Origin of the sequence: Mesorhizobium sp. ZC-5 (genome assembly GCF_025753855.1) — a bacterium.
Taxonomy (GTDB): domain Bacteria; phylum Pseudomonadota; class Alphaproteobacteria; order Rhizobiales; family Rhizobiaceae; genus Neomesorhizobium.
The window spans coordinates 57,272-82,299 of the sequence record NZ_JAOWPT010000002.1; the positions used below are offsets into that span (position 1 = coordinate 57,272).

25 protein-coding genes and 1 tRNA gene are annotated in these 25,028 nt (G+C 61.7%); 19 read left to right on the forward strand and 7 right to left on the reverse strand.

The window, feature by feature from the left end; all coding sequences use genetic code 11:
* Positions 1-56: 56 nt before the first annotated feature.
* Positions 57-365 (forward strand): hypothetical protein, encoded by a 309-nt coding sequence (locus OHD58_RS03375; RefSeq protein ID WP_263801653.1) that lies wholly within the window; start codon positions 57-59, stop codon positions 363-365.
* 141 nt (positions 366-506) lie between these two features.
* On the opposite strand, the gene OHD58_RS03380 is transcribed toward OHD58_RS03375, so the two are convergent.
* Positions 507-1,571, reverse strand: a complete 1,065-nt coding sequence (locus OHD58_RS03380; RefSeq protein ID WP_263801654.1) for a helix-turn-helix domain-containing protein — start codon at positions 1,569-1,571, stop codon at positions 507-509.
* A gap of 367 nt (positions 1,572-1,938) precedes the next feature.
* On the opposite strand from OHD58_RS03380, the gene OHD58_RS03385 reads away from it, so the two are divergent.
* From OHD58_RS03385 to OHD58_RS03395, 3 genes are all read left to right on the forward strand, one after another.
* Positions 1,939-2,457 (forward strand): DUF1269 domain-containing protein, encoded by a 519-nt coding sequence (locus tag OHD58_RS03385; protein ID WP_263801655.1) that lies wholly within the window; start codon positions 1,939-1,941, stop codon positions 2,455-2,457.
* Between the two features lie 206 nt (positions 2,458-2,663).
* Positions 2,664-4,367 (forward strand): hypothetical protein, encoded by a 1,704-nt coding sequence (locus tag OHD58_RS03390; RefSeq protein ID WP_263801656.1) that lies wholly within the window; start codon positions 2,664-2,666, stop codon positions 4,365-4,367.
* 226 nt (positions 4,368-4,593) lie between these two features.
* Positions 4,594-4,938, forward strand: coding sequence for a YgiW/YdeI family stress tolerance OB fold protein (locus OHD58_RS03395; RefSeq protein ID WP_263801657.1), 345 nt, complete (start codon positions 4,594-4,596; stop codon positions 4,936-4,938).
* 156 nt (positions 4,939-5,094) lie between these two features.
* Here OHD58_RS03395 and recQ read toward each other — a convergent pair whose 3' ends face one another.
* Complete coding sequence (gene recQ, locus OHD58_RS03400) at positions 5,095-6,897, reverse strand: DNA helicase RecQ (protein ID WP_263801658.1); 1,803 nt, start codon at positions 6,895-6,897, stop codon at positions 5,095-5,097.
* A gap of 109 nt (positions 6,898-7,006) precedes the next feature.
* Complete coding sequence (locus OHD58_RS03405; protein ID WP_263801659.1) at positions 7,007-7,672, reverse strand: GntR family transcriptional regulator; 666 nt, start codon at positions 7,670-7,672, stop codon at positions 7,007-7,009.
* A gap of 175 nt (positions 7,673-7,847) precedes the next feature.
* On the opposite strand from OHD58_RS03405, the gene dctP reads away from it, so the two are divergent.
* From dctP to OHD58_RS03430, 5 genes are all read left to right on the forward strand, one after another.
* Positions 7,848-8,798: a TRAP transporter substrate-binding protein DctP gene (gene dctP / locus OHD58_RS03410; protein WP_263802683.1), complete on the forward strand. Its 951-nt coding sequence runs from the start codon at positions 7,848-7,850 to the stop codon at positions 8,796-8,798.
* A gap of 64 nt (positions 8,799-8,862) precedes the next feature.
* Positions 8,863-9,423, forward strand: coding sequence for a TRAP transporter small permease subunit (locus tag OHD58_RS03415; RefSeq protein WP_263801660.1), 561 nt, complete (start codon positions 8,863-8,865; stop codon positions 9,421-9,423).
* Positions 9,420-10,736, forward strand: a complete 1,317-nt coding sequence (locus OHD58_RS03420) for a TRAP transporter large permease (protein ID WP_263801661.1) — start codon at positions 9,420-9,422, stop codon at positions 10,734-10,736. The genes OHD58_RS03415 and OHD58_RS03420 overlap by 4 nt, the downstream gene beginning before the upstream one ends.
* Positions 10,733-12,127, forward strand: a complete 1,395-nt coding sequence (locus OHD58_RS03425) for a malonyl-CoA decarboxylase (protein WP_263801662.1) — start codon at positions 10,733-10,735, stop codon at positions 12,125-12,127. The genes OHD58_RS03420 and OHD58_RS03425 overlap by 4 nt, the downstream gene beginning before the upstream one ends.
* Positions 12,124-13,656: a malonate--CoA ligase gene (locus OHD58_RS03430; protein WP_263801663.1), complete on the forward strand. Its 1,533-nt coding sequence runs from the start codon at positions 12,124-12,126 to the stop codon at positions 13,654-13,656. Before OHD58_RS03425 ends, OHD58_RS03430 begins: the two co-directional genes overlap by 4 nt.
* Before the next feature lie 152 nt (positions 13,657-13,808).
* Here OHD58_RS03430 and arr read toward each other — a convergent pair whose 3' ends face one another.
* Both arr and OHD58_RS03440 read right to left on the reverse strand, forming a co-directional pair.
* A complete protein-coding gene (gene arr, locus OHD58_RS03435; protein WP_263801664.1) occupies positions 13,809-14,231 on the reverse strand; it encodes an NAD(+)--rifampin ADP-ribosyltransferase in 423 nt (140 codons plus the stop codon).
* A gap of 145 nt (positions 14,232-14,376) precedes the next feature.
* Positions 14,377-14,466, reverse strand: a tRNA-Ser gene (locus tag OHD58_RS03440).
* Between the two features lie 250 nt (positions 14,467-14,716).
* On the opposite strand from OHD58_RS03440, the gene OHD58_RS03445 reads away from it, so the two are divergent.
* The 3 genes from OHD58_RS03445 to OHD58_RS03455 all read left to right on the forward strand — a co-directional run bounded on the left by OHD58_RS03445 (position 14,717) and on the right by OHD58_RS03455 (position 16,436).
* Entirely contained in the window at positions 14,717-15,385 is a 669-nt protein-coding gene (locus OHD58_RS03445) for a 50S ribosomal protein L21 (RefSeq protein WP_263801665.1), read from the forward strand.
* Positions 15,386-15,461: 76 nt separating this feature from the next.
* Positions 15,462-15,731 carry a 50S ribosomal protein L27 gene (gene rpmA / locus OHD58_RS03450; protein ID WP_263801666.1) on the forward strand — a complete coding sequence of 90 codons (270 nt, stop codon included), beginning with the start codon at positions 15,462-15,464 and terminating at the stop codon, positions 15,729-15,731.
* A gap of 114 nt (positions 15,732-15,845) precedes the next feature.
* On the forward strand, positions 15,846-16,436 hold the full coding sequence (locus OHD58_RS03455; protein ID WP_263801667.1) for a GNAT family N-acetyltransferase: 591 nt from the start codon (positions 15,846-15,848) through the stop codon (positions 16,434-16,436).
* A gap of 62 nt (positions 16,437-16,498) precedes the next feature.
* Here the strand turns inward: OHD58_RS03455 and OHD58_RS03460 are convergent, their stop codons facing one another.
* A complete protein-coding gene (locus OHD58_RS03460) occupies positions 16,499-17,365 on the reverse strand; it encodes an endonuclease/exonuclease/phosphatase family protein (protein ID WP_263801668.1) in 867 nt (288 codons plus the stop codon).
* Between the two features lie 111 nt (positions 17,366-17,476).
* Here OHD58_RS03460 and obgE point away from each other — a divergent pair, with 111 nt between their 5' ends.
* The 5 genes from obgE (at position 17,477) to OHD58_RS03485 (ending at position 22,997) form a co-directional block, all read left to right on the forward strand.
* The gene (gene obgE, locus OHD58_RS03465) at positions 17,477-18,517 is read left to right on the forward strand and encodes a GTPase ObgE (RefSeq protein ID WP_263801669.1); all 1,041 of its coding nucleotides are present in this window, start codon (positions 17,477-17,479) and stop codon (positions 18,515-18,517) included.
* Positions 18,517-19,677 (forward strand): glutamate 5-kinase, encoded by a 1,161-nt coding sequence (proB, locus tag OHD58_RS03470; protein WP_263801670.1) that lies wholly within the window; start codon positions 18,517-18,519, stop codon positions 19,675-19,677. The genes obgE and proB overlap by 1 nt, the downstream gene beginning before the upstream one ends.
* A gap of 3 nt (positions 19,678-19,680) precedes the next feature.
* A complete protein-coding gene (locus tag OHD58_RS03475; protein ID WP_263801671.1) occupies positions 19,681-20,967 on the forward strand; it encodes a glutamate-5-semialdehyde dehydrogenase in 1,287 nt (428 codons plus the stop codon).
* 47 nt (positions 20,968-21,014) lie between these two features.
* Positions 21,015-21,608 carry a nicotinate-nucleotide adenylyltransferase gene (locus OHD58_RS03480; RefSeq protein ID WP_263802684.1) on the forward strand — a complete coding sequence of 198 codons (594 nt, stop codon included), beginning with the start codon at positions 21,015-21,017 and terminating at the stop codon, positions 21,606-21,608.
* Between the two features lie 90 nt (positions 21,609-21,698).
* On the forward strand, positions 21,699-22,997 hold the full coding sequence (locus OHD58_RS03485) for an MFS transporter (protein ID WP_263801672.1): 1,299 nt from the start codon (positions 21,699-21,701) through the stop codon (positions 22,995-22,997).
* Here the strand turns inward: OHD58_RS03485 and OHD58_RS03490 are convergent.
* Entirely contained in the window at positions 22,992-23,849 is an 858-nt protein-coding gene (locus tag OHD58_RS03490) for a mechanosensitive ion channel family protein (RefSeq protein ID WP_263801673.1), read from the reverse strand. The genes OHD58_RS03485 and OHD58_RS03490 overlap by 6 nt on opposite strands.
* Positions 23,850-24,085: 236 nt before the next feature.
* Here OHD58_RS03490 and rsfS point away from each other — a divergent pair, with 236 nt between their 5' ends.
* Both rsfS and rlmH read left to right on the forward strand, forming a co-directional pair.
* Entirely contained in the window at positions 24,086-24,463 is a 378-nt protein-coding gene (rsfS, locus tag OHD58_RS03495) for a ribosome silencing factor (RefSeq protein ID WP_263801674.1), read from the forward strand.
* Positions 24,464-24,478: 15 nt separating this feature from the next.
* A complete protein-coding gene (gene rlmH, locus OHD58_RS03500) occupies positions 24,479-24,961 on the forward strand; it encodes a 23S rRNA (pseudouridine(1915)-N(3))-methyltransferase RlmH (RefSeq protein ID WP_263801675.1) in 483 nt (160 codons plus the stop codon).
* Positions 24,962-25,028: the final 67 nt, after the last annotated feature.

Genomic DNA, 25,028 nt, shown 5'->3' on the forward strand with positions numbered 1-25,028 from the left:
TTGACAACCGTCGCCTTGACGACTTGATTTCACACAAACGCGTCATGGAGGATATGATGCATCGTCGGTTGTTCGCTTGCCTGGGTTTCGGTCTCACTCTTGCCATGCTGCCCATGACGCTGTCGACGCCAGCGCAAGCAGTCACGATCAACCTGACTATCGGCACCAGCCTGAACAATGGCCGGGCGATCACCTGTCGGGGTGGCGAGAGAATCCTGCGCAATCGTGGCTTTCGGGATATCCGGCGCATCGATTGCCGCGGCCGGTTCCTCATCTATCGGGCCTGGCGCGGCGGCAGCCGGTTCGAGATTGCGGTGAGCGCGCACAATGGCCGTGTCGTCGATGTGCGTCGCATCCGAAGATGATGTGTTCGATATGATCCTGCCGCCGTTCAGAATGGAGAATTGGCGCTTCTCGATGCGGCGGGTAAGGTTGTGGCCCGCTTGGGAGAGCCCTGACGGGTCGACCTACCCCACCTCCCTTGCGCTAAAAATTGGACGCACTGTCTACGCGGTGAGCATACGGAGCACTTGGCCAAGTGTTTGCGGGCTTTCAGATCGCTCCAGACTTTCGCGAGCGACGGCAAAGCCGTCGCTTGCCCATCCGATATCCCTGGCTTCTTTCGGCGAGATACCAAATTCGTGCCTGAACGTTCGGCTGAAAGCCGACGCGTCGACGAACCCCCACTGTCCGGCTATCCGGGATATGGATCGTCCATCCATGCTGTCGGACAGTGCGGCACGTATGCGGAGCAACCTTTGCCTTCGAATATACGAAGCGATCCCGCCGAGGGGCTCAAACAGCCTGTAGAGGCGGGAGCGCGACACGCCAAGGTCAGCGCACAGCATATCCGAATTAAGCTCTGGGCTCGTAAGTTTGCCGTCGATCAATCGACGCGCACGTCCCAACAGTGTCGCATCGATCGGGCCCTGGGCCTCCGCTAACCGATCTCGTGATGGCGCAAGACACGCAGCGACAAGGCTACGGGTGGCCTCGACGACATGGGGAACCTCCGCTGTCTGCAATTGCGGCAGTGAGCGGTCTAGGAGGAACAGATAGTCTGCAAGCAACTTCCCAAGGCCTCCCTCGAATTGGACGTCCAACATCCGATCGAGCACGACAGTCGAGGTGAACAGGTCATAAGGGATGAAAAGCATAAGCATGCCGTCATCGTCGACTTCAGTTTCCAATGAGGTGGCCAGACAGTGCAATTCGGGCATGGCCCCGTTATGCCCACGGTCTGGCACCGACGGGCGAAATGGCAAATCGATATACCAATGATCAAGCGCGCGTTTGTTCAAGTGCTTCCGGCGGTGGGCATATCCTTTGCCAGGAAGCTTGGTTCGCGTGAACACCATTCTACCCAGGTCCCAAACCATTTGACTTGCGGGAAAGCGTTCGGCCTCACCGTCGACAAACGATATGTCCATCACTTCTCGGTAGGAAGAACGGAAGGCATCGAATTGATCTTCAGCGGGAAATATGAGCGTAGTAAAGAATAGAGATTGCTTAAGTTGAGAATTTTGTCTCAGGTGTTCGTTATACGGCTGTAAGGCAGATTCCTGATACATTAGGAATGTTCCATATAAACAGTCGACCCAATTAATTCCAATTCCTAATGTACTGGAATTTTGCAATTATTTTATTTAGAGTCGCCGATGTTTAAACCCTGCCGTGAAAACCGACAATCCGAGCGCTAACCGGAAAATCCATGAATTTCTTCCCGATAGCGAGGGCAGGTTAGTCCGTCCATGGGTGATTGCTATGCAGTTTGTGCCATCGACAAGGTCCATCAATCGAAATCCCGGCGCCGCCGGGTCAAAAAAGAGACATGGAGCACACCAGCAGGATTCCGGGCTGATTTCTTCGGGCGCTCGACGCCCTAAAATACGGGGCACCCTTACGCAGCCCTGATGGCTGCCTTCCGCAGGAGCCTCCATGTCCGACCTGATCGTGATCGTTTACCCAACCGAATCGAAGGCCGAAGAAGTCCGCCAAACTCTGCTCGGACTGCAAAAGGAATATGTGATCAAGCTCGGCGACGCCGTTATCGCCACCAAAACCGAAGCGGGGAAAATAAAGCTGAACCAGCTTATAAATACCACGGCAACAGGGGCCGTTTCCGGCAGCTTCTGGGGATTGTTGATCGGGGTTCTCTTCCTCAATCCGCTTGTGGGTGTAGCGGTTGGCGCCACCTCGGGTGCGCTCGGCGGCGCATTGACCGATGTCGGCATAAACGATGCTTTCATGAAAGACCTGTCCGCCAGCATAGAGCCGGGCAATGGCGCGCTCTTCCTGCTCGTTCAGGAGATGACTTCGGACAAGGTTCTGAAACAGATCCAGGGCTTTGGCGGTGTTGTCCTCAAGACGTCGCTCGACGAAGCCAAGGAGCAGGTTCTGCGCGATGCTCTTCAGCGTGCGTCGGAGGAGGCAAGCGATTCGACACCCGCGGCGTAGAACGGCATTGCCGTTTCCGCTCTCCAACTCCAGGAGAAAGTGATGGATGTCCCCGACCGAAGAACCGTGAGCGGCCGGAATGCTTGGAAGATATTCGAGATCCTGTTCCGGCATCCGAAGTGCTTCGACCAGGCGTGCCGGCGATCTAATGTCTGAATCAGAAATGGATTGGCGCATGAAAGGACACAACAGCACACCTGGATCGGATGAGCTTTTGGGCCTTCGGCACAATGCGCCTGGCTAACTTCCAACCCCTTTTGACGGCGGAGGAAGATGTTGTTGCCCGGCTTCTCACCGGCGCCGTTGACAGGCTCGGCGACGGCTCATGTCCCGCCAAGCCAGATCCGAGCCGCGTGGTCCGGGCAGCTTTTCTGCGCTTCCTTATGCTTGGCGGCGAAGATGGATGTCGGCCCCACGAGAAAGGCGTCCGGATCAGCGGCGCCTGGATCACCGACGTTCTCGATCTAGAAGCCTGCCTGATCACCCGCGACATCGGCCTCAGCAATTGTCACTTCGAGGCACCACCGGTGCTCCGGGCAGCCATCATCAATCGTCTGTTTCTGGATGGCTCCTCCCTCCCCGGACTTGAGGCGGAACGGATGGAAGCTCGAGGCGGGGTTTATCTGCGTGGAGCGCAGGTTCTTGGCGAAATCCGCATTCCAGAGGCGCGGTTGGGCGGCAACCTGGAATGCGATGGCGTCACCGTTCGCGTCACCGGTGGCTATGCGCTGAATGCCGAAGCGATCGAGGTGCGAAGCATCTTTGCGCGGGGCAGCACGCTCGATGGCGGGATCAATCTGTCCGGCGCCAAGCTGGTTGCCGACTTCGACTGCACCGGAGCAGCAATTTCGCGGACAGATGGGACTGCGATCGCCGCTGCGGAGATGGAAAACCGCGGCGGAATAATACTCAAGAAAGTGCATATCGACGGAGAGACGAAGTTCACTGCCTCCAGGATCGAGGGAGACCTCGATTGCACCGATGCGGTTCTGAACAATCCAGGCGGCAACGCTCTCGATATGAGCCGCATGGAAATCAAAGGTGCTTTCTTTCTGGACGGCGATGCGAGACCGAGTGGCGCATTGGTTCTGACCGGCGCTTCCATCGGCACGATACATGACAAGGAGGCCTGCTGGCCACGCAAGGGAGATCTCCTCTTGAACCGTTGTCGCTATGGCGGCTTTATCAACAGTCCGGTCGATGCCCGCAGCCGGCTAGACTGGCTGTCGCGCCAAACGCCCGAACGATGGGGAGAGGATTTCTGGCCGCAACCCTATGAACAACTGGCGTCTGTCTTTCGCGAGATGGGGCATGTCGAAGACGCGCGAGCGGTGCTCATCGTCAAAGAGCGCTTGCAGCGCCGTGCCCGGCGTTCGCGCGCATCAAACCCGATATTGCGGGCGATATTGCTCGTACAGGACGTCGTTCTCGCCGCGACGGTTGCGTACGGACGCCAACCGCTGCTCGCATTTGTCTGGCTTTGCCTTTTCTGGGCGGCCGGCGTCGCGGTTTATGCCAACGCCGACCGGCTAGGCGCTCTCAAACCCAACAGTGCAGTAGTTCTGCGTTCGCCGGAATGGACCCTTTGCGGGGTTGACCGTTCGGAGCAACGTTTTCTGACCGTAACCCAACAGCTTGCAAACGGCAGAGCCGAGGCCGGTCAGTCGCAATTGGCCTGCTTTCGAGAACAGTGGGAAGTTTCCAGCTATCCCGAATTCAACGCATGGATGTACTCTTTGGACACGCTCCTGCCCGTCATCGAAATAGGGCAAAAGGCATTCTGGCGGCCCGACCCTCCCAAACCCGGAGGGACTTTGGCGATCAACTACTTTTACTTCCAATCGGTAATCGGGTGGGCATTGAGCCTGCTGGCCATTGCCGGATTTTCAGGTCTCGTGAAATCGCCGTGAAGTTTGGAAACCGTTTGCAACAAACTCTGTCTGTCGGCTGGGTTACCGGCACCCGTCGGCCGACAGGGTTGGATTCGGCCGATCCGGGCGATGCAGTCGATGCCGAAGAGGCGCCATTTTGACGCCCGTGCATATGGCCGAACAGATTGAGCTACGCGGTAACTTAGAGGTGTAAAATGCCGCTCGACGCCGTATACGTGCCTCTCGGTACATTGGAGCATCGGCAATGAAGAGAATTCTTGTAACGCTTTTCCTGTCAGCTTTTCTCGCCACCAGTGCATCCGCGCAGTTCGTGGGGCCAAGCAGTTCCAAGCATCTCAGCACGGTTGAACAGGCACGGACGGCGCGGCGGGGCCAGGACGTTACCCTCGAGGGCTACGTCGTCAAACACCTTCGCGGCACCTATTACATCTTTCGCGACGCAACCGGCGAGATGCGCACTGAAATCAATCGGCATCTCTGGCGAAATCGCAAGGTGACATCCAAAACCCCGATAAGGCTTATCGGCAAGGTGGACCGCGATGTCCGGGAACTCTACGTCAGAGCCGTTCGCCTGGAAATTCCAGAATAGGTTGGCTGGGGCACTGGCAGTGACCTGCCACGGTTAGCCGTTTGATCCTGCATTTTGATGGTGCAATCTTTCTGATGATGGAGGATGCACTATGGGCTAGGTTCACCACGGGGAGCGCCACGCTCTGCTCGCGACCCAGGTCGTCCTGTGGCCACCTTATGATACGTGCTCGGCGATCACCGCCAAGAAGGCTGGGCCGTAGCGGTCGAGCTTTGCTTCACCGATACCGGGGACATCCGCCATTTCGGCACGCGAGGCAGGTCGGGCCGCCGCCAATTCGATCAGCGTCTTGTCGTGAAAAATGACATAGGGCGGCAGGTTCTGCGCGCGCGCAATTTCCGTGCGCTTCTGCCGTAGCGCCTGGAACAGGTCACGGTCCCCATCGGCGACGGTAGACTGCACTGCGCTGTGCGTGACCTTATGGCGTCGCGCGCGCGGGGCTCCTGGCGCGCGCAGCATCAGGGTCGGCTTGTCGCGCAGGAAGTCGCGGCCGGCCGCCGCGATCGACAGGCCGCCATGGCCGGCCAGATCGACGTCGACGAAGCGCAGCGCGATCATCTGGCGCAGGATCGCCCGCCACGTCCGGTTGTCGTGCTCGGTGCCGATGCCGTAGGTGGAGATGCGGTCGTGGCCGAACTGGGCGATGCGGTCGCTCTCGAGGCCGAGCAGTACGTCGACGATATAGGCCTGCCCAAAACGCTCGCCGGTGCGGTAGATGCATGACAGCGCCTTCTGCGCGGCGATCGTGCCGTCGAACAGTTTCGGCGGCTCGGCGCAGGTGTCGCAATTGCCGCATGGCTCGCCATGGTCACCGAAATAGGACAAGAGCACCCGCCGGCGGCAGCCCGCCGTCTCGGCAAGCCCCAGTAACGCGTCCAGCTTCTGGCGCTCCATGCGCTTGCGTTGGTCCGGCGCGTCCGATTCCTCGATGAAGCGGCTGCGCAGCGCGATATCCTCGGAGCCGTAGAGCATCAGCGTGTCTGCGGCCAAGCCGTCGCGCCCGGCACGGCCGGTCTCCTGATAATAGGCCTCGATGCTAGCAGGCAGGTCGATATGGACGACAAAGCGCACGTCCGGCTTGTCGATGCCCATGCCGAAGGCGATGGTGGCGACCATGACGACCGCCTCGCCGCGCTGGAAGCGCGTCTGGTTGGCCTCGCGCGCCGTCTTGTCCATGCCGGCGTGATAGGCGAGCGCGTCGTAGCCCTGATCGCGCAGCCAGGCGGCGGTCTCGTCGGTTTTTCGCTTCGACAGGCAGTAGACGATGCCGCTTTCATCCTGATGCCGCTTCAGGAAATCCTTCAGTTGCGCGCGCGGATTGTCCTTTTCCTCGATGGCGTAGCGAATGTTGGGCCTATCGAAGCCGGCGATGAAGGCATCCTGCTTGGCGATGTCGAGATGCGACAGGATCTCGGCGCGCGTCGGCTCGTCGGCCGTGGCCGTCAGCGCCATGCGCGGCGTGCCGGCGAAGCGCGTGACGATTGCGTCGAGCTGCCGGTAGGAGGGGCGGAAATCATGCCCCCACTGCGATAGGCAGTGCGCCTCATCAATAGCGATCAGCGACAGCTTCACGCCGTCCAGCCGCTCTAGGATATCCGGGCGCAGCAGCGTTTCGGGCGCGACGTAGAGCAGGTCGAGATTGCCGACGTGGACGTCGCTCCATAGCGCGCGCCGCTCGTCGGGCAGAAGGTCGGAATTGAGCGCCGCCGCACGCACGCCTGCCTGCCGTAGCGCCGCCACCTGATCGGCCATCAGCGCTAGCAGCGGCGACACCACGAGCCCCATTCCGGGCCTGATGATGGCGGGAATCTGGTAGCAGAGCGACTTGCCACCGCCAGTCGGCATCAGGACGAAGGCGTTGTTGCCGGCGACGACGTGCTCGACGACGGACGCCTGCGCGCCCCGGAAGGCGTCATAGCCGTAGACAGTCTTGAGGATTTCGAGGGCGGTGGCGATCATTCGGCGTCTGCATCAAGAATCAGAGAAAAGATCCCTCATAGCAGCTTCGCTACGACAGCGACCTCCTGAACGCTGTCAGCAAGATTGCCGAGCTTGGCACAACGGCCCGTTAGAGCATATTTTGACCGCTGCTGGCCAGGGAGGCGATGAGGTCGCCAAACCGGTCTCCCTGGACGGCGATGTGGCTCCGCAGCAATCCGCGGGCTTTTTCCGCCTCTCCGGCGAGGATGGCTTCGATGATGCCGTCATGCTCGCCGTACGACACCTTCATGCGGTTGCGAACGCGCAGCTGCAGCCGACGATAGGGTCGCAGACGACGGTGCAACGCGCTGCATTGATCGAAGAGAAAGCCGCTGTGGCTGGCTTCATAGATTGCGTGATGGAATATCTCGTTGTCGTAATAGTAGGCGTCGGTATCGCCGCTTGTCGCCGACAGTTCGCATTTGGCATGCGCTGCAAGCAGCTTCGCCCGATCCTCCTCGGTGTAGCGTCGCGCCGCCAGTGAGCCAGCCATTCCCTCCAGTTCGGCCATAACCTCGAACATCTCGTAGATGCGGTTCGGGCCGGGATCCACCACGACCGCGCCGCGTCGTGGCCTTATCTCTACAAGCCCGATGGCGCCCAATTGCATCAATGCTTCCCGGATCGGGGTGCGCGAAACGCCAAACCGGCTGGCGAGTTGCACTTCGTCAAGCCGCGATCCAGGCGCGAGAGTTCCGGTGACGATACCGTTTTCGATCTCGTCGCGCAGTTTGTGGAACGTGCTGGTGGTCAAGGATGTTTCCCGCTTTTATGCAATTTCAGATTTCTTGTATACATGACTATTGACTCTGCACGCAAGATTGGCGTCAATCATCACAATCGGCTGGAGGGCCGGAAAATAGGGAGGAGAATAAGTGAAAAATTTTGTGAAGATTCTCGGGCTGGCGACGGCGCTCGCCGCCGGATGCATGGTCGCCGGCGCCGCACAGGCCCAGACCGTACTCAAGGCCTCGCACCAGTTTCCAGGCGGCAAGGGCGACCCCCGCGACGAGATGGTGCAGATCATCGCCAAGGAAGTCGCTGCGGCCAATGTCGGACTGGAGATACAGGTCTATCCCGGCGCATCGCTCTACAAGCCCAACGAACAATGGAATGCCATGACGCGCGGCTTGCTCGCAATGTCGTCATTTCCGCTCGACTACGCGTCCGGCCGTCACCCGGTATTCTCGGCGACGCTGATGCCGGGCCTGGTCGGCAGCCTGGACCGCGCAGAACGGCTGAACGATTCCGAATTCATGAGCGAGATCAAAAAGGTGATCGACGAAGCCGGCGTCGTCGTCATCGCCGACGCCTGGCTGTCGGGCGCCTTCGCATCGACGAAGGGCTGTATCACCGCCCCCGATACGATCAAGGGTCAGGTCATCCGCGCGGCCGGGCCTGCATTCGAGGAGATGCTTGCCTCGGCTGGCGCGTCGATCACTTCGATGCCTTCCTCCGAAATCTACACTGGCATGCAAACAGGCGTGCTCGACGCGACCAACACGTCCTCGGCGAGTTTCGTCTCCTACAGGCTTTACGAACAGGTCAAATGCCTGACGGCCCCTGGCGAAAACGCGCTTTGGTTCATGTACGAGCCGATCCTCATGTCGAAGCAGGTCTATGAAGGCCTGACCAAGGAGCAGCAGGACTCAATCCTTGCCGCTGCCGAAAAGGCGGAAGCCTATTTCAGCGAGGAGATCAAGAAGGGCGACCAGATCATGGTCGATACCTTCAAGAAGGCCGGCGTCGAGGTCGTCGAGATGTCCAAGGCGGATTACGACGCCTGGCTCGCGATTGCCAAGGAGTCTTCCTACAAGAACTTCGCCGAGAAGGTCGAAGGCGGCGAGGAATTGATCCAGAAGGCGCTCGCGGTGAAGTGAGCCCCTCCGGCGGCCGCGGGTCACGACCAGCCGCGCCGCCGTCATCCCCGAAAGCGGTACGACAATGATCAAAAGCTATATCCGCGCCGTGAGCACCGTCTCGCGGGCGCTGGGGGCACTTGCCACGTTTCTGCTCGCGCTGGCTATGCTGGCGGTCTGCCAGATGATCTTCGTGCGTTATATATTGCGCGAGGCGACGATCTGGCAGAACGACTTCGTCGTCTATTCAGCGACCGCCGCGATTTTCGTCGGCGCGCCTTACGTGCTCCTGAAGAAGGGGCATGTGGGCGTCGACGTGATCGAGCATCTGGTCGGCGACGCTATGCGGCTCAAGCTGCGGCTGGCGGGGTGCTGGCTCGGCCTGGTCTTCTGCGCGATCATGCTGGTCGCCGGCTGGATCAATTTTCACGAAGCCTGGGTGAACGGGTGGACATCGCCGACCGTATGGGCTCCGCCGCTCTGGATTCCATACTCCGCCGTGCCGGTCGGTTTCGCGATGCTGTGCCTGCAATATGTCGCTGAAATCCTGAGACTTCACACCGATGATAGCGCCGCGGCTCTCGAACCCGACCCGGAGATTTCGGCGTTCAAGGACATCGAGCCGAGCAAAGGAACACCATCATGAGCCCTACCGCAGCCGGGCTGCTCCTCATCGCCGGCCTTTTCATGCTGCTCGGCACCGGCATGCCGATCGCCTTCGCGCTTGGCTTGGCCGCGGTAAGCGCGCTGCTTCTGGATGGCGGCATTGGCATGTTCTACGTGATGTCCGAGACAATGTATGCCGGCATCGCCAACCTCGCCTTCGTCTCTATCCCGATGTTCGTGCTGATGGGGGCGGCCGTCGCCTCTTCGCCCGCGGGCGGAGACCTCTACCAGGCTCTCGACCGCTGGCTGAACCGTGTTCCCGGAGGGCTGGTGCTTTCCAACATCGGTGCCTGCGCCATCTTTGCCGGCATGACCGGTTCATCGCCGGCGACCGCCGCGGCGATCGGCAAGATGGGAATTCCCGAGATGACCAAGCGCGGCTATCCGTCCTCGGTCGCGGCGGGCTCGATCGCGGCCGGCGGCACGCTCGGCATTCTGATCCCGCCGTCGGTGACGTTGATCGTCTACGGCATCTCGACCGAGACCTCGATCGGCCGGTTGTTCATGGCGGGCGTCATTCCCGGTCTCATGCTGACGGCCATGTTCATGGTGTGGGCGCTCTACGACTGCAAGCGGAAAGGCTACGACTTCGCCGGTCGCGCGGTGCGCTATACCATCAAGGAAAAGCTGTCGAACCTGCCGCGCGTGCTGCCTTTCCTGCTGATAATAGCGGGAACGCTCTACGTGTTGTACGGCGGCATCGCCACGCCGTCGGAGGCCGCGGGCGCGGGCGCGTTCCTTACTATCGTTGTTGTTGTCGCCGCCTACCGGCTGTTCAAGTTCCGTCCGGTCTCGAACATCTTCACCACCGCCATGCGCGAAAGCGTGATGATCATGATGATCCTGGCGGCGGCGGAACTGTTCGCCTTCGCCCTGTCGTCGCTGTTCATCACCCAGACGATCGCCGGCGCGATCGCCGAGATGGAGGTCAACCGGTGGATGCTGATGGCGGTCATAAATCTGTTCCTGCTGGTGGCAGGCATGTTCCTGCCGCCGGTAGCGATCATCGTGATGTCGGCGCCGCTGCTGTTTCCGATCATCATGCAGGCGGGATTTGACCCCTACTGGTTCGCAATCATACTCACCATCAACATGGAGATCGGGCTGATCTCGCCGCCGATCGGACTTAATTTGTTCGTCATCAACGCCATCGCGCCCGATATCCCCACCCGGGAGATCCTGTGGGGCGCGCTGCCTTATGTGCTCGTCATGCTGCTCGCCATCGTAATTCTGTGCGTCTTCCCCGGTATCGTCACCTGGCTGCCCAACCACATGCTCGGAGCCGGAATATGAACACCTCGTCGATCTTCGGCGACATGCTGCAGACGATAGCCGAAAGGGGGCGCAGGCTTCTGTCCCTCGGCCGGCAACCGCTGCCTGCGGGCGTCGGGGACCTGGAAAGGGCATGCGAGAACCTGATTTCGCGGCGGGGCGAAGCCTCCGGCATGGCGCTGGCGGGCGATATACTGGAGCGCTGGCGGCGTTCGGACGATGACGATCGCCGCGCGTTCATGGCAATGCTGCTCGAAAAATTCGGCCCCGATCCCGAACGTCTGGAGCGGGCGATCGAAGCCTATCGCGAGGAGCGCTCGCCTCGGACGCTGCGTGAACTGCACGTTGCCGCCGAACCGAGGCGGCAGGAGCTGATCCGCCGGCTGAACCTGGCGCCCAACGGTATCGCGACGCTGGTCCAGATGCGCGAGGCGCTCCTCGACCAGAAGGCCGTCGACCCGGATCTGGAAGCCGTGGACGCCGATTTCAGCCATCTTTTCGGATCGTGGTTCAACCGCGGCTTTCTGGTGTTGACGCCGATCGACTGGTCCGCGCCGGCCAATGTGCTGGAAAAGATCATACGGTACGAGGCCGTGCACGAGATTGGCGACTGGAACGAATTGCGCCGCCGGCTCGACCCCGAAGACCGCCGCTGCTTCGCCTTCTTTCATCCGCAGCTTGTCGACGAGCCGCTGATCTTCGTCGAGGTCGCGCTCACGAAGTCGATTTCCGGCTCGATTTCCGAACTGCTCGGCGAGGGCCGGGCGCCGATCCGGGCGGAGGACGCCACGACGGCCGTGTTCTACTCCATCTCCAATTGCCAGGAGGGCCTGCGCGGCATCTCCTTCGGCAATTTTCTCATCAAGCAGGTGGTGGAGGAATTGCGCCGCGACCTGCCGAAGCTGGAAACCTTCGTGACGCTGTCGCCGCTGCCAGGTTTTTCCCGCTGGCTGGCTTCGGAGATGGAAACGCCCTCGGGCGCATTGACCGACGCCGACCACAATTCGTTGACCCTTCTCGAACATCCGGAGTGGCCCGGCGACCCGAAAACGCGGGCGGCGATCGAAGCGGCGATCCTGCCGGCGGCCGCGCATTATCTCCTGCGCACCCGCAACCAGCGCGGCCTGCCGACCGATCCGGTCGCCCGTTTCCATCTCGGCAATGGCGCGCGGCTCGAACGGGTCAACTTCCTCGCCGATCCGTCGCGGCGCGCCCTGCGCCAGTCGCAGGGCGTCATGGTCAACTACCTCTACAAGCTCGACGACATCGAGGCCAACCACGAGGCCTTCATCGAACGCGGCGAGGTTGTTGCGGCCACGGCCGTGAAACGGCTATTGCGCAACGATCGCTCGGCGCCACGGGTTGCACTGCAGATCGCCGGCAATAGCCAAGAGAGGGAAACGACATCGTGAGCAACCATATGTTCGATGCGGTCCGCGCGGCGATCACATCAACGAAGGCGCCCTTCATCGAAACCTCCGAGGGACGCGTCTGGACCTATGGCGATATGCTCGATCTCTCCGGCCGTATCGCCAACGTCCTGAAAGACTCGGGCGTAAAGCCGGGCGATCGTGTCGCGGTCCAGGTCGAAAAGAGCGTCGAGGCGCTGATGCTTTATCTCGCCTGCCTGCGCGCCGGGGCCGTCTATCTGCCACTCAACATCGCCTACACGCTGGCCGAACTCGACTATTTCATCGGCGACGCGGAGCCACGCCTCGTCATTTGCGCGCCGGCCGCCGAGGCCGGCATAAGCGGGATCGCAAAGGCGCATGGCGGAACGGTCGAAACGCTGGACGATCTGGGTGGCGGTTCGCTGATGGAGAAGACTTCCAGCGCGAATGCGGAATTCACGGATGTCGCACGCGCTGCGGGCGATCTTGCCGCGATCCTTTACACCTCCGGCACCACAGGCCGTTCGAAGGGCGCTATGCTGACACACGACAACCTCCTGTCGAACGCCTTGACGCTGAAGGACTACTGGCGCTTTACAGCCGACGACCGGCTGATCCACGCTTTGCCGATCTTCCACACGCACGGCCTGTTCGTGGCGACCAACACGATCCTCGTTGCCGGCGCATCGATGCTGTTTCTGCCGAAATTCGACCCCGACCGGATATTGGCATTGATGGGACGGGCGACCGCGATGATGGGCGTGCCGACCTTCTATGTCCGGCTGCTGCAGCACCCCGGCCTCACCCGCGAGGCGGCGGCCGGCATGCGGCTTTTCATCTCTGGTTCGGCCCCGCTTCTGGCCGATACCCATCGCGCCTTTCGCGAGCACACCGGCCACGCCATCCTCGAACGCTACGGCATGACCGAGACGAATATGAACACGTCCAACCCCTATGAAGGCGATCGGATCGCCGGCACGGTCGGCTTCCCGCTGCCGGGCGTGGAGCTTCGGGTGGTCGACCCCGACACGGGCAGCGAACTGCCGCGGGGAGCCACCGGCATGATCGAGGTGAAGGGGCCGAACGTCTTCAAGGGCTATTGGCGCATGCCCGAAAAAACCCGGGCCGAGTTCCGCGACGACGGCTTCTTCGTCACCGGCGATCTCGGCCAGGTGGACGACCGCGGCTACGTCTCGATCGTCGGGCGCGGCAAGGATCTCGTGATTTCAGGCGGCTACAACATCTATCCGAAAGAAGTGGAGGTCGAGATCGACCAGCTTCCCGGCGTCGTGGAAAGCGCCATCATCGGCGTGCCCCATCCCGATTTCGGCGAAAGCGTCACTGCTATCGTCGTCAAGGAAGACGGCGCCGGGATTGATGAGCAGGCGGTGATCGCCGCCCTCGACGGACGACTGGCCCGCTTCAAGCAGCCCAAACGGGTGATCTTCGTCGACGAACTGCCTCGCAACACGATGGGCAAGGTCCAGAAGAAAATATTGCGGGACGATTATGCGGACCTCTATGCGCTGGTTCCGCAAACCCGCGATTGAGAGTTCGGCGAACCGGAACAAGGCTGCCGATTGCGTCCCGATAGCCCTCCAAAAATTGAGGCACGAACGAACGGCGAGAATGGGTGGCCTGCAGACCGTCTTCTTTTAGCGATTCGATCGCGCAATGAGCATAAGATGCGTGTCGCCGCGCATCAGTTGATGATCTCGCCTCGTTCGTCTGAGAGCAGTGCGGTCAGTCGTTCTCTCCACACCTGCAGTGCTTCGGGCGTCAATCTGGTCCAATGCGTGATTTCGCCAGTGACCTTGAGCGGTGCGCTGCTGCGATACGACCGAGTGGGGTTGCCGGGAAATTTCTTGTCGGTCACGTTCGGGTCGTTCTCGAATGTCCCGGTCGGCTCTACGACATAAACACGCGGGACTGCGTCGCCTTCGGTGAGTTCCGCCGCGATTTCAGCGGCAAGCCCGGCACCGTCCACAATGGCAGTGAAGTAGATGTGGTTCATCACCACTTCAGGACGATAGTTCGACCGGTATCCTGCGTTGAGGAAATCACCCACGCGCAAATCCGCGATCGTGCCGTGAAAGAACGGTCCCCCGTCCAGCACTTCGGTCATCGTCATCGTCCTTATCTTGTGAGTCTGCTTGTAGTCTCAGCGAGCTAAGCGGTGCCAACGTCCGCGATTGGCGGTGATTGTGGCCGCTTGTCGGTGATGCGGTGTTCGGCGGTACTGTCGCGCCATAGGAAGCAGTAGCGGTGTTTGGCGGAGAGGGAGGGATTCGAACCCCCGATGGGCTTGCACCCATGCCGCATTTCGAGTGCGGTGCATTCGACCACTCTGCCACCTCTCCGGATGCGCGGTCGGCCGTTTCCGGCGCGGCGCACTAGATAACGGCTGCGGTGCCCGCCCGCAAGGCCCAATCGCAGTCAATTCGCCGCGCCGCGTTGACTCCACGGAGACCTTGCGATAAAGCACCGCACGCTTCCGGCGCGGATTCCGTCTGCGCCGGTCGTGTTTTAAACCCCGCAGACTGACAAAAAGACGGCCGGGCTGCTTGTCCAGCAGCCCATAAAGCCGGACCGAACAGCGAAAGGCTAAAAATGTTCGCAGTCATTAAAACGGGTGGCAAGCAGTATCGCGTTGCCGCCGAAGACGTCCTGAAGATCGAAAAGGTTGCCGGCAATGTCGGCGACATCGTGGAAATCGGCCATGTGCTGGCCTATGGCGAAGGCGATAAGGTGACGATCGGTTCGCCGTTCGTCGACGGCGCATCGGTTGCCGCCGAAGTCGTCGAGCAGGGCAAGGCCCCGACGGTCATAGCGTTCAAGAAGCGCCGCCGCCAGAATTCGCGCCGCACGCGCGGCCATCGCCAGTTGCTGACCACCGTCCGCATCTCCGAGATCCTCACCGGTGGTGCCAAGCCGTCGAAGAAGGCAGCTGCCAAGCCTGTCGCCGAAAAGGCCGACAAGAAGGAAGCCAAGGCCGAGGCCGCTCCAAAGGCGGCGAAGAAGGAAGCCAAGTCTACCGAGACCGTTGCGGCCGCCGCGCCGCTGTTCACCGCGCCGAAAGGCGAGCCGGACGACCTGGTGGAGATCAAGGGCATCGGCCCGGTCGCCGCAGGCCAGCTCAAGGAGCAGGGCATCACGACGTTTGCCCAACTTGCCGGGCTGACCGAGGCCGACATCGCCAAGATCGACGAAAACATGCCGTTCAGCGCCGACCAGATCAAGGATTGGCAGGAACAGGCGAAGGCGCTGGCGAAGAAGTAAGCGCCGGACTTGAAACGGAACGCGAACGCGTTCATAAGGCTTTTCAAGCGTCCCAGCGACGCAAAGGAGTTATGAAATGGCACACAAGAAAGCTGGCGGTTCGTCGCGCAACGGTCGCGATTCGGAATCCAAGCGCCTTGGCGTGAAGAAGTTCGGCGGCGAGAAGGTTGTCGCCGGTAACATCATCATCCGTCAACGCGGCACCAAGTGGCATCCCGGTACCAATGTCGGCATCGGCAAGGACCACACGCTCTTCGCCCTTGACCAGGGCGCCGTCGCGTTCCGCAAGAAAGCCAATGGCCGTACCTACGTATCGGTCAACCCGATTACCGAAGCAGCGGAGTAGCCGGTTCCGCGACACAACACCGGCGCCCCATCTCGGGAACCGGTGTCTGGACAGTCCAGAAAGGATCAGGGGAGATGGGTCGCCATCTCCCCTTTTTCATGCCTGGAGGACGTCATGGTTGCCGAGAAGGAAGCACTGGAAGACGAGAGTCTGGCGATAGATTGCCCCATTCTCGTCACCGAGCGGTTGTTGCTGAGACCGCCGCATGTCGATGACATTCCGGAACTGGCGCAGCTTGCCAACAACCGGCGCATTGCCGAGATGCTGGCCCGCATGCCGCACCCGTACGGCGAAACCGAAGCGCGTGCATTCCTCTCGATGTCGCAGCAAAAGCGGACCGCCGGCTGCACCTACGCGGTGACGCTGGCCGAAAGCGGCGCCTTCATCGGCAGCGCCGGGCTCAACGCCACCGACGGCGGGCTGGAACTCGGCTACTGGATCGGCGAGCCGTACTGGAGACACGGCTATGCCACGGAAGCCGCGCACGCGCTCGTCGACCTCGCCTTCCGGGCAAGCACGATCGACGTGCTGCATGTCTCCTGCCGGGTCATCAATCCGTCTTCGCGCCGTGTCATCCACAAATGCGGATTCCAGTATGCCGGGCAGGGCATGCTGAATTCGATCGTGGTCGGCCAGGTTCCGGTCGAGCGTTATCATCTCGACCGCAAGACTTGGGTCAGCCTGAAGACATGGGCACGGGGCTGACACGCACACCTGTCGGGGCCCGTCGGGCTCGGCGTCCGGCCAGCCGAACGTCGTCCCGGCGGCTACGCCAGTTCGATCCACACCGGCAGATGGTCCGAACCGACAGCAGCCGAATCCACCCAAGAGGCTTTGACGCGGCTGGCCATGCCTGCGTTGACGAAACCGTAGTCGATGCGCTTCCAGCGGCTCTCGTCCTTCGGCCGGTTGGGATCGGCCCAGGTCGTCGCGGCCTCGCCGCTCGTTGCGAGGGCAGCCGCGTCGACCGGACGCGAGGCAACCAGGGGCATGCCGAACTCGTGGTCGACACGGCCAACGAGCCCGACATATTCGACAGAGCCGGGCAGCATGTTGAAATCGCCCATCAGCACGAAGGCTTCCGGCAGCGGAGGCTCCGGGAAACCTATCTCGGAAACGCCGGTAAGCGCGCCGCCTTCGAGCGGATAGGCGAGCACCCGCGCCAGCAGGAAACGCAACTGTTCGCCGCGTTCGTCCGGACTGCGATGATCGAGATGCGTGGAATAGAAACGGACAGGCCCGAAAGGCGTCGCGATCAGCGCTTCGACTGCGCCGCGCTGGAGATTGAGCTTGTCGAAGGAGCGGCCGCGCGGCAGGAGCAGATTGCGCGACGACAGGATCGGTATCCGCGACAAAAGCATGTTGCCGAACTGGAAACGAAGATCCACCGCCTTCCCATCCTTCACATGCGAACCGACGTCGATCTCGAAATTCGGTCCGTAAACGGAAAAATAGTCGGGCAGCGCCTCGCGCAGCTCCGCCACCATGTCGTGGCCCTGGTTCTTGGGATTGTTGCGGGTGACTTCCTGCAACGCTATCACATCGGCGCCGCGCACAGCATCGACGATACGGTTGATGTCGTATACGCCATCGAGCCCGATGCCGTACTGGATATTGTAGGAGACGAGTTTCATGGTTCTCTGCGGTTCCCGGCGTTTCCAGCAAACCCGCCCTCGCGCTCACGGCGTCTTTGCGCTAGAGCAGGTCGCCATTTCCCATTAGCAGCCTAATTTGTTGTCCGCCCGATGAAATTTCTCGATCAAGCAAAAGTCTACATCCGCTCCGGTGACGGCGGCGCCGGCAGCGTTTCGTTCCGGCGCGAGAAATTCATCGAGTTCGGCGGACCCGACGGCGGCGACGGCGGCCGCGGCGGCGACGTCTGGGTGGAGGCCGTCGACGGGCTGAACACCCTGATCGACTACCGCTACCAGCAGCATTTTCGCGCCAAGACCGGCATCCACGGCATGGGCCGCAACCGCACCGGCGCCAAGGGCGCCGATGTCGTGATGAAGGTTCCCGCCGGAACCCAGATTTTCGAAGAGGACAACGAAACGCTGATCTTCGACCTGACCGAGGTCGGCCAGCGTTTCCGGCTCGCCGCCGGCGGCAATGGCGGGTTCGGCAACCAGCATTTCAAGACATCGACGAACCAGGCGCCGCGCCGCGCCAATCCCGGCCTGCCGGGCGAGGAACTGACAATCTGGCTTCGGTTGAAGCTGATCGCCGACGCCGGCCTCGTCGGTCTGCCCAATGCCGGCAAGTCGACGTTCCTGGCGGCCGTCACCGCCGCCAAGCCGAAGATCGCCGACTATCCCTTCACGACGCTGCATCCAAATCTCGGCGTCGCCCGTGTCGATGCCCGGGAATTCGTCATCGCCGACATTCCGGGGCTGATCGAAGGCGCCCATGAAGGCGTCGGCATCGGCGACCGCTTCCTCGGCCATGTCGAGCGGACGCGCGTGCTTTTGCACCTGGTCTCGGCGCAGGAGGAAAATCCCGGCAAGGCCTACAAGACTGTGCGCGGGGAACTCGAAGCTTATGGCCAGGGCCTGTCGGACAAACCGGAGATCGTGGCGTTGAGCCAGGCCGACACGCTGGATGCCGACACACGCAAGAAAAAACTCGCGTCACTGAAACGCGCCGCGGGTCATCAGCCCATGCTGCTCTCCGCCGTTTCCGGCGAGGGTGTCGAAGCAGTGCTCCGCGCTCTGATCGCCATCGTCGAACAATCGCGCGCGGAGCGCCCGGTCTCGGTCAAATCGGAATCGCGCTGGGAAAAGAGCTGATGGCGACGGGATCGCTCTCCCTGAAAAAATACCGCCGCATCACCGTAAAGATCGGATCGGCGTTGCTTGTCGATCGGTCGGCCGGCTTGAAGCGCGAATGGCTGGCCTCGCTGGCCGATGACATCGCTTCGCTTGTCGCGGACGGCGCCGACGTGCTGGTGGTTTCGTCTGGCGCGATCGCCCTCGGACGCACTATCCTCGGCCTCGGCAAACGCATCCTCAAGCTTGAGGAAAGCCAGGCGGCAGCAGCGGTAGGCCAGATCGCGCTCGCCGGCGCATGGTCGGAAGAGCTTGCTCGGTGCAAACTGAAATCGGGACAGATCCTGGTGACCCTTGGCGACACGGAGGAGCGCCGCCGCTATCTGAACGTCCGCGCCACAATCTCGACGCTGATCAAGATGAACGCCGTGCCCGTGATCAACGAGAACGACACGGTCGCCACTTCCGAGATCCGCTATGGCGACAACGACCGCCTGGCGGCGCGTGTCGCCACCATGATGGGCGCCGACCTTCTCGTGCTGCTTTCCGACATAGACGGCCTCTACACGGCACCGCCGGCACGCGATCCCGGGGCGAAATTCATTCCAGTCGTCGATCGCATCACACCGGAGATCGAGGCGATGGCTGGCGCCGCCGCATCCGAACTGTCGCGCGGCGGCATGCGCACCAAGCTCGACGCCGGCAAGATCGCCACCGCGGCGGGCACGGCGATGATCATAACAGCCGGCACACGGCTCAATCCCCTTTCCGCGATCGAACGCGGCGAGCGGGCTACATTCTTCCGACCCGGCATCCAGCCCGTGAAAGGCTATAAGACCTGGATCGCCGGGCAGTTGGATCCCGCGGGCCGGCTGACCGTCGATACCGGTGCCATTGGTGCTTTGCTCTCAGGGAAATCTTTGCTGCCGGCCGGCGTAAAACTGGTCAGCGGCAATTTCTCGCGCGGCGACACCGTGGCGATCCTTTCGCCAGAGGGACGCGAGATCGCGCGCGGTCTTGTTGCCTATGACGCCACCGATGCCGTAAGAATCGCCGGATTGAAAAGTGCTGAGATTCCCGGTGTGCTCGGCTACCAGGCGCGTTCCGCCATGGTGCATCGGGACGATCTGGTGATGAGCCATGCGATTGAGACCGCGATACCCGAGCAGGCGGAAGGTTAGGCCATGCTGAAGCTGAAAGAGAAGTCCAACGACGACATCGCATCGCTGATGGCCGAACTCGGCCGCAATGCGCGCGCCGCGGCGCGGCCTCTGGCGATCGCTTCGGCCGAGCGCAAGCACGCGGCGCTGATCGGCATGGCCGAAGCATTGATCCGCCGGCAGGATGAAATCCTGGACGCCAACGCGGTCGACATGAAGAACGGCGAGGACGCCAGATTGTCTTCGGCCCTGATGGACCGGCTGAAGCTGACTCCTGCCCGCATCCGCGACATGGCCGAGGGCATTCGCGCCATAGCGGAACTGCGCGATCCGGTCGGCGAAGTCATCGCCGAATGGGACCGGCCCAACGGCCTCCACATCGAACGTGTCCGCACGCCGCTCGGCGTCGTCGGCGTCATCTACGAGAGCCGTCCGAACGTGACCGCGGACGCCGGTGCACTCTGCCTGAAGGCGGGCAACGCGATAATCCTGCGTGGCGGCTCGGATTCGCTCAATTCCTCCGCCGCGATCCATGCCTGCCTGGTCGAGGGGCTGAAGGCGGCGAAGCTGCCCGAGGAAGCGATCCAGCTTGTGCCGACGACCGACCGTGCCGCTGTCGGCGAAATGCTGAAGGGTCTCGGCGGCAATCTCGACGTCATCATTCCCCGCGGCGGCCGCAGCCTCGTCGAACGCGTGCAGAACGAGGCGCGCGTGCCTGTCTTCGCGCATCTCGAAGGCATCTGTCATCTCTACGTCGATCGCTCGGCGAAACTCGACATGGCGGTTGAAATCGCCGTGAACGCAAAGATGCGGCGGACCGGCATCTGCGGCGCGGCCGAGACCCTGCTGGTCGACAAGACGGCGGCGGATACGCATCTCCTTCCGATGCTCACCGCGCTCGCGGAGGCCGGTTGCGAAATCCGCGGCGATGCAGCGGTCGTCAGGGCGTTTCCTTCGGCAAAAAAGGCGGTGGAAGCCGACTGGAACACCGAATATCTCGATGCCGTCATCTCGGTGAAACTGGTCGACGGGATTTCCGACGCCATCGACCACATCGAAACCCATTCCTCGCATCACACCGAGGCGATCGTCACCGAGGATGCGAAGGCCGTCGAGAGGTTCTTCAACGAGATCGATTCCGCGATCCTTCTTCACAACGCCTCGACGCAATTCGCCGATGGCGGCGAGTTCGGCATGGGCGCCGAGATCGGCATCGCCACCGGCAAGATGCATGCGCGCGGCCCAGTAGGCGTCGAGCAACTGACCTCTTTCAAGTACCGCGTGCGCGGCTCCGGCCAGATCCGGCCTTGAGCGATCTCTCGGCACTCCATCCGGACGTCGTGCAGAGCTACCTTCGCATGCCGCATGTCGAAAAAGGCATGCAGGTCGGCCTGTTCGGCGGCTCCTTCAATCCGCCGCATGGCGGTCACGCGCTCGTCGCCGAGATCGCACTGAGAAGGCTGGCATTGGATCAGCTCTGGTGGATGGTGACGCCGGGCAACCCGCTGAAAAACACACGCGAACTCGCGTCATTGTCGGAACGCCTGCGGCAATCGGAGGAAATCGCCCGGGATCCCCGCATCAAGGTCACGGCTTTCGAACTCCGCCATCATGTGCGTTACACCGCCGATACGCTGGCGCTTGTAAAGGCGCGCAACCCGGGCGTCGACTTCGTCTGGATCATGGGCGCCGACAATCTGAAGGATTTCCACCGCTGGCAGCGCTGGCGCCAGATCGCGATGACCTTTCCGATCGCGGTGATAGACCGGCCCGGCTCGACGCTCTCCTTCCTGTCCTCGGTGGTGGCAAAGACGTTCGACTATGCACGCGTCGACGAGGGCGACGCGCCCCGACTGGCGCGGATGAAGGCGCCGGCCTGGACGTTCATCCACGGGCCGCGCTCTTCACTCTCGTCGACCGCGTTGCGCAAGGCCGCCCGGCCGGAAGGCTAGCGTCGGGACGACCACGAACGGCATCGTCTAACCATCGCATGTCGTTTTTGCGGCTTCCTCCGATCCGGCCAGTTGGCAGTCTGGATATCCATGGCGCAAGCGGCAACAATCGAGAGCAGAGACCCGGAAGGCGAAAAATCGCCGGCGACGCCGACGATCGCCATCACCAGCGTCATTCTGTCGATGGCTCTGGTGGCAATCGGCAATGGCCTGATGTTCGCCTACATCCCGGTGCGTCTCGGCGCCGAAGGCTTTTCGCCGACATGGTCCGGGTTGATCGTGACAGGACTTTCGGCGGGCGGGCTGGCCGGCTGCATCCTAACCGGACCGCTGGTGCGCCGCGTCGGCCATGCCCGCGCCTTCATGGTGCTTTCGGCCCTCATTGCCCTTTCCAACGCCGCGGTGGGCGCGGGAACATATCCCCTGCTTTGGCTGGCCGCCCGAACCCTTTACGGCCTCGCCATCTGCGGCCTGTTCGTCGTCGCCCAGAGCTGGCTCAACGACGTTGTCGGCAACGCGATCCGCGGCCGCGTCATGGCGATCTTCTACGTCGCTTACATCGCCGGGCTGGGCATCGGCTATTACACACTCGCGCTGGTCGACATCGCCAGCGCCGAGGCATCGCTGATCGGCATCGCCTTCACCGCGCTGTCGATCCTTCCGGTCGGCCTGACGCGCCTGCGCCAGCCGCCACCGCCGCAGGCTGCGTCCGTTGCGCTTCGCCGCGCCTGGCGCATCTCGCCGGTCGGCCTGGCCGGAATGCTCGCCGTCGGCGGCCTCTCGATGAGCATTACCGGCTTCGCACCGATCCACGCGACGGCCAAGGGCTACAGCCAGCAGGACGTCGCGCTGCTGCTTTCGGCGATGCCGCTCGGCACCCTGCTGCTGCAGATACCTTTCGGCTGGATCTCCGACCGCACCGACCGCCGCTTCGTCCTGGTTGCCGTTTCGCTGCTGGCCGTCGTCTCCGGCTTGCTGGCGGTCGGCTTTGACGGAAGCACGCTCGCCATCCTGGTCGTCATCTACATCTTTTGGGATGGCGCCAGCGAAACCATCTACTCGCTGGCCAGCGCCCATGCGAACGACCGCGCCGGCAAGGATGATCTCGTGGCATTGTCGAGTTCGCTGCTGTTTGCGTGGTCGTTCTCGGGATTTGTCGTGCCCGGGATCGTGACCACGCTGACCGCCGTCTACGGAACACAGTCGTTCATGTATGTGGCCATCGCGATCGCCACGGCCTACACAGGTTTCGTGATCTGGCGCATTGTCGAGGCAAAGCGGGTTCCAGCCGATGAGACCGGCAGTTTCTCGCCAATGACGGCGCAAGCGCCCTTGCCGGTCGATCTTGCCTTCCCGGCCGAGGAAGACGAGCCGAAACAGCAGTCATGACTTGGCTGACTGGACCTCGCGATAGACCACTTCCTGCTGCGGGAACGGGATGGAAATGCCTTCATCGTCGAAAGCCAGCTTGGCCCGCTTGGTGAGGTCGAGCTTGGCGGAGAGGAAGTCGGACGCCGACGTCCAGTAGCGCAGCGTCACGCTGACCGCGCTGTCACCGAGGGCCGCAACGAAGGCTGTCGGCGCAGGTTCCTTGTTGACCCGCTTGTCGGCTGTGGCGAGGCCGAGCAGGGTTTTATGCGCGAGGTCGATGTCGTCTTCGTAACCGATGCCGATTGTGATGTCGTTGCGACGCACGCCGTTGCGGGTGAAATTGCGAACCGGCTGGTTCCACAGCGTCGAATTGGGCGCAAGGATGTAGACGCCGTCGATGGTGCGCAGACGGGTTGCGAACAGGCCTATTTCCTCGGCAGTGCCGGCAACCGCGCCGATTTCGACATATTCACCGACGCGGAACGGCCTCAGCGCGAGCAGCATGATGCCTGCGGCTATGTTCTGCAGCGTGCCTTGCAAAGCCAGTCCCACGGCCAAGCCGATGGCGCCTATGGCGGCAATGATTGACGCCGTTTGAACACCGAACTGCCCGAGCACCATGACGATGACCAGGGCCAGGATCGCATAGCGCGCCATTTTCGAGAAGAACTGGCAAAGCGTCAGGTCGAATCCGCGAACATGTTTCAGCCCGGCGAAAATCGAACGCTCGGCCAAACCGGCGACTATGTAGCCGACAATCAGCAGGATGACGGCGCCGATGGCCGAGAAAGAATACGAGACGAAGAGAGTGCTGAGTTGCGCTAGCCCCGCCTCTATGGTGAGGAGGGCACTTTGCGGGTCTAGTTCCATCGAAGGCAATCCATTGGTCGACAGACGGGTAACCCGCAACAGCGCGGCAGGTTCCGATATTCATGTGCCGTAATGTAGTGGATGCCTTCTCGATCAAGCTAAAAAGTCGACGTCTTGAAACTGTTACCGATCTCTGCCTATCTAAGTGGTGTCGCCTGATTTGTTTTGGCGATTTGGTTGTTCCTGTTTCGAAAGGGAAGACACTGCGAACAGCAATCCAGAGGAAGGCATCCGTGATGCCTTCGCCAGCCGGGATAAGCCGAAACGACGAATTGTCCCGCGCCATCAAGACAGTCCTTGCCAGTCTGGAAGACTCCAAGGCCGAAAACATCGTCTCCATCGACATTCAGGGTAAATCGAGCCTCGGCGACTACATGGTGGTCGCTTCGGGCCGGTCGCACCGTCATGTCGCGGCGGTGGCCGATCACCTCATCAGGACGCTCAAGGAAGCCGGTCTCGGCAGCGCGCGCGTCGAGGGTCTGGCCGGCGCGGACTGGGTGCTCGTCGATGCGGGCGACATCATCGTCCATGTCTTTCGTCCGGAAGTTCGGGAATTCTACAACATCGAAAAGATGTGGCAGGCGCCCGACCTCGAGGAAGAGACGGTTCACTGAACCGTTACTGACAGGATGAAGATTGCGGTACATGCCGTGGGCCGGATGAAGGCTGGCCCCGAGAAGGAATTGGCGGACCGCTATTTCGACCGGTTCGCCAAAAGCGGCCCCGCAATCGGCCTCGAGTTCTCGGGCATAAGCGAACTGCCGGAAAGCCGTGCTCAGGGCGCCGCGGAGCGACGGCGGGAGGAATCGCAGAAACTTCAGGTGCAACTGACGCCCAGTGCGGTGCTTTTCCTGCTCGACGAACGCGGGAAGAACATGTCTTCGGAAGCCTTCGCGGAAAAGATCGCCGGCCTTCGCGATGGCGGCCAGCGCAACCTGAGCATCGCCATAGGCGGCCCAGACGGTCACGATCCGGCCCTGCATCAGGCAGCCACCCTTATCCTGTCCTTCGGCGCGCTCACCTGGCCGCATCAATTGGTGCGCATCATGCTCGCCGAACAGCTCTATCGCGCCGCAACGATCCTTTCCGGTCATCCCTATCATCGCGCCTGACGGCATTTTGGTGTACCGTGCATGGGAGGCAGTCGGCGTCTGCGTGGCAAACCAGCCAGTGTGGTTG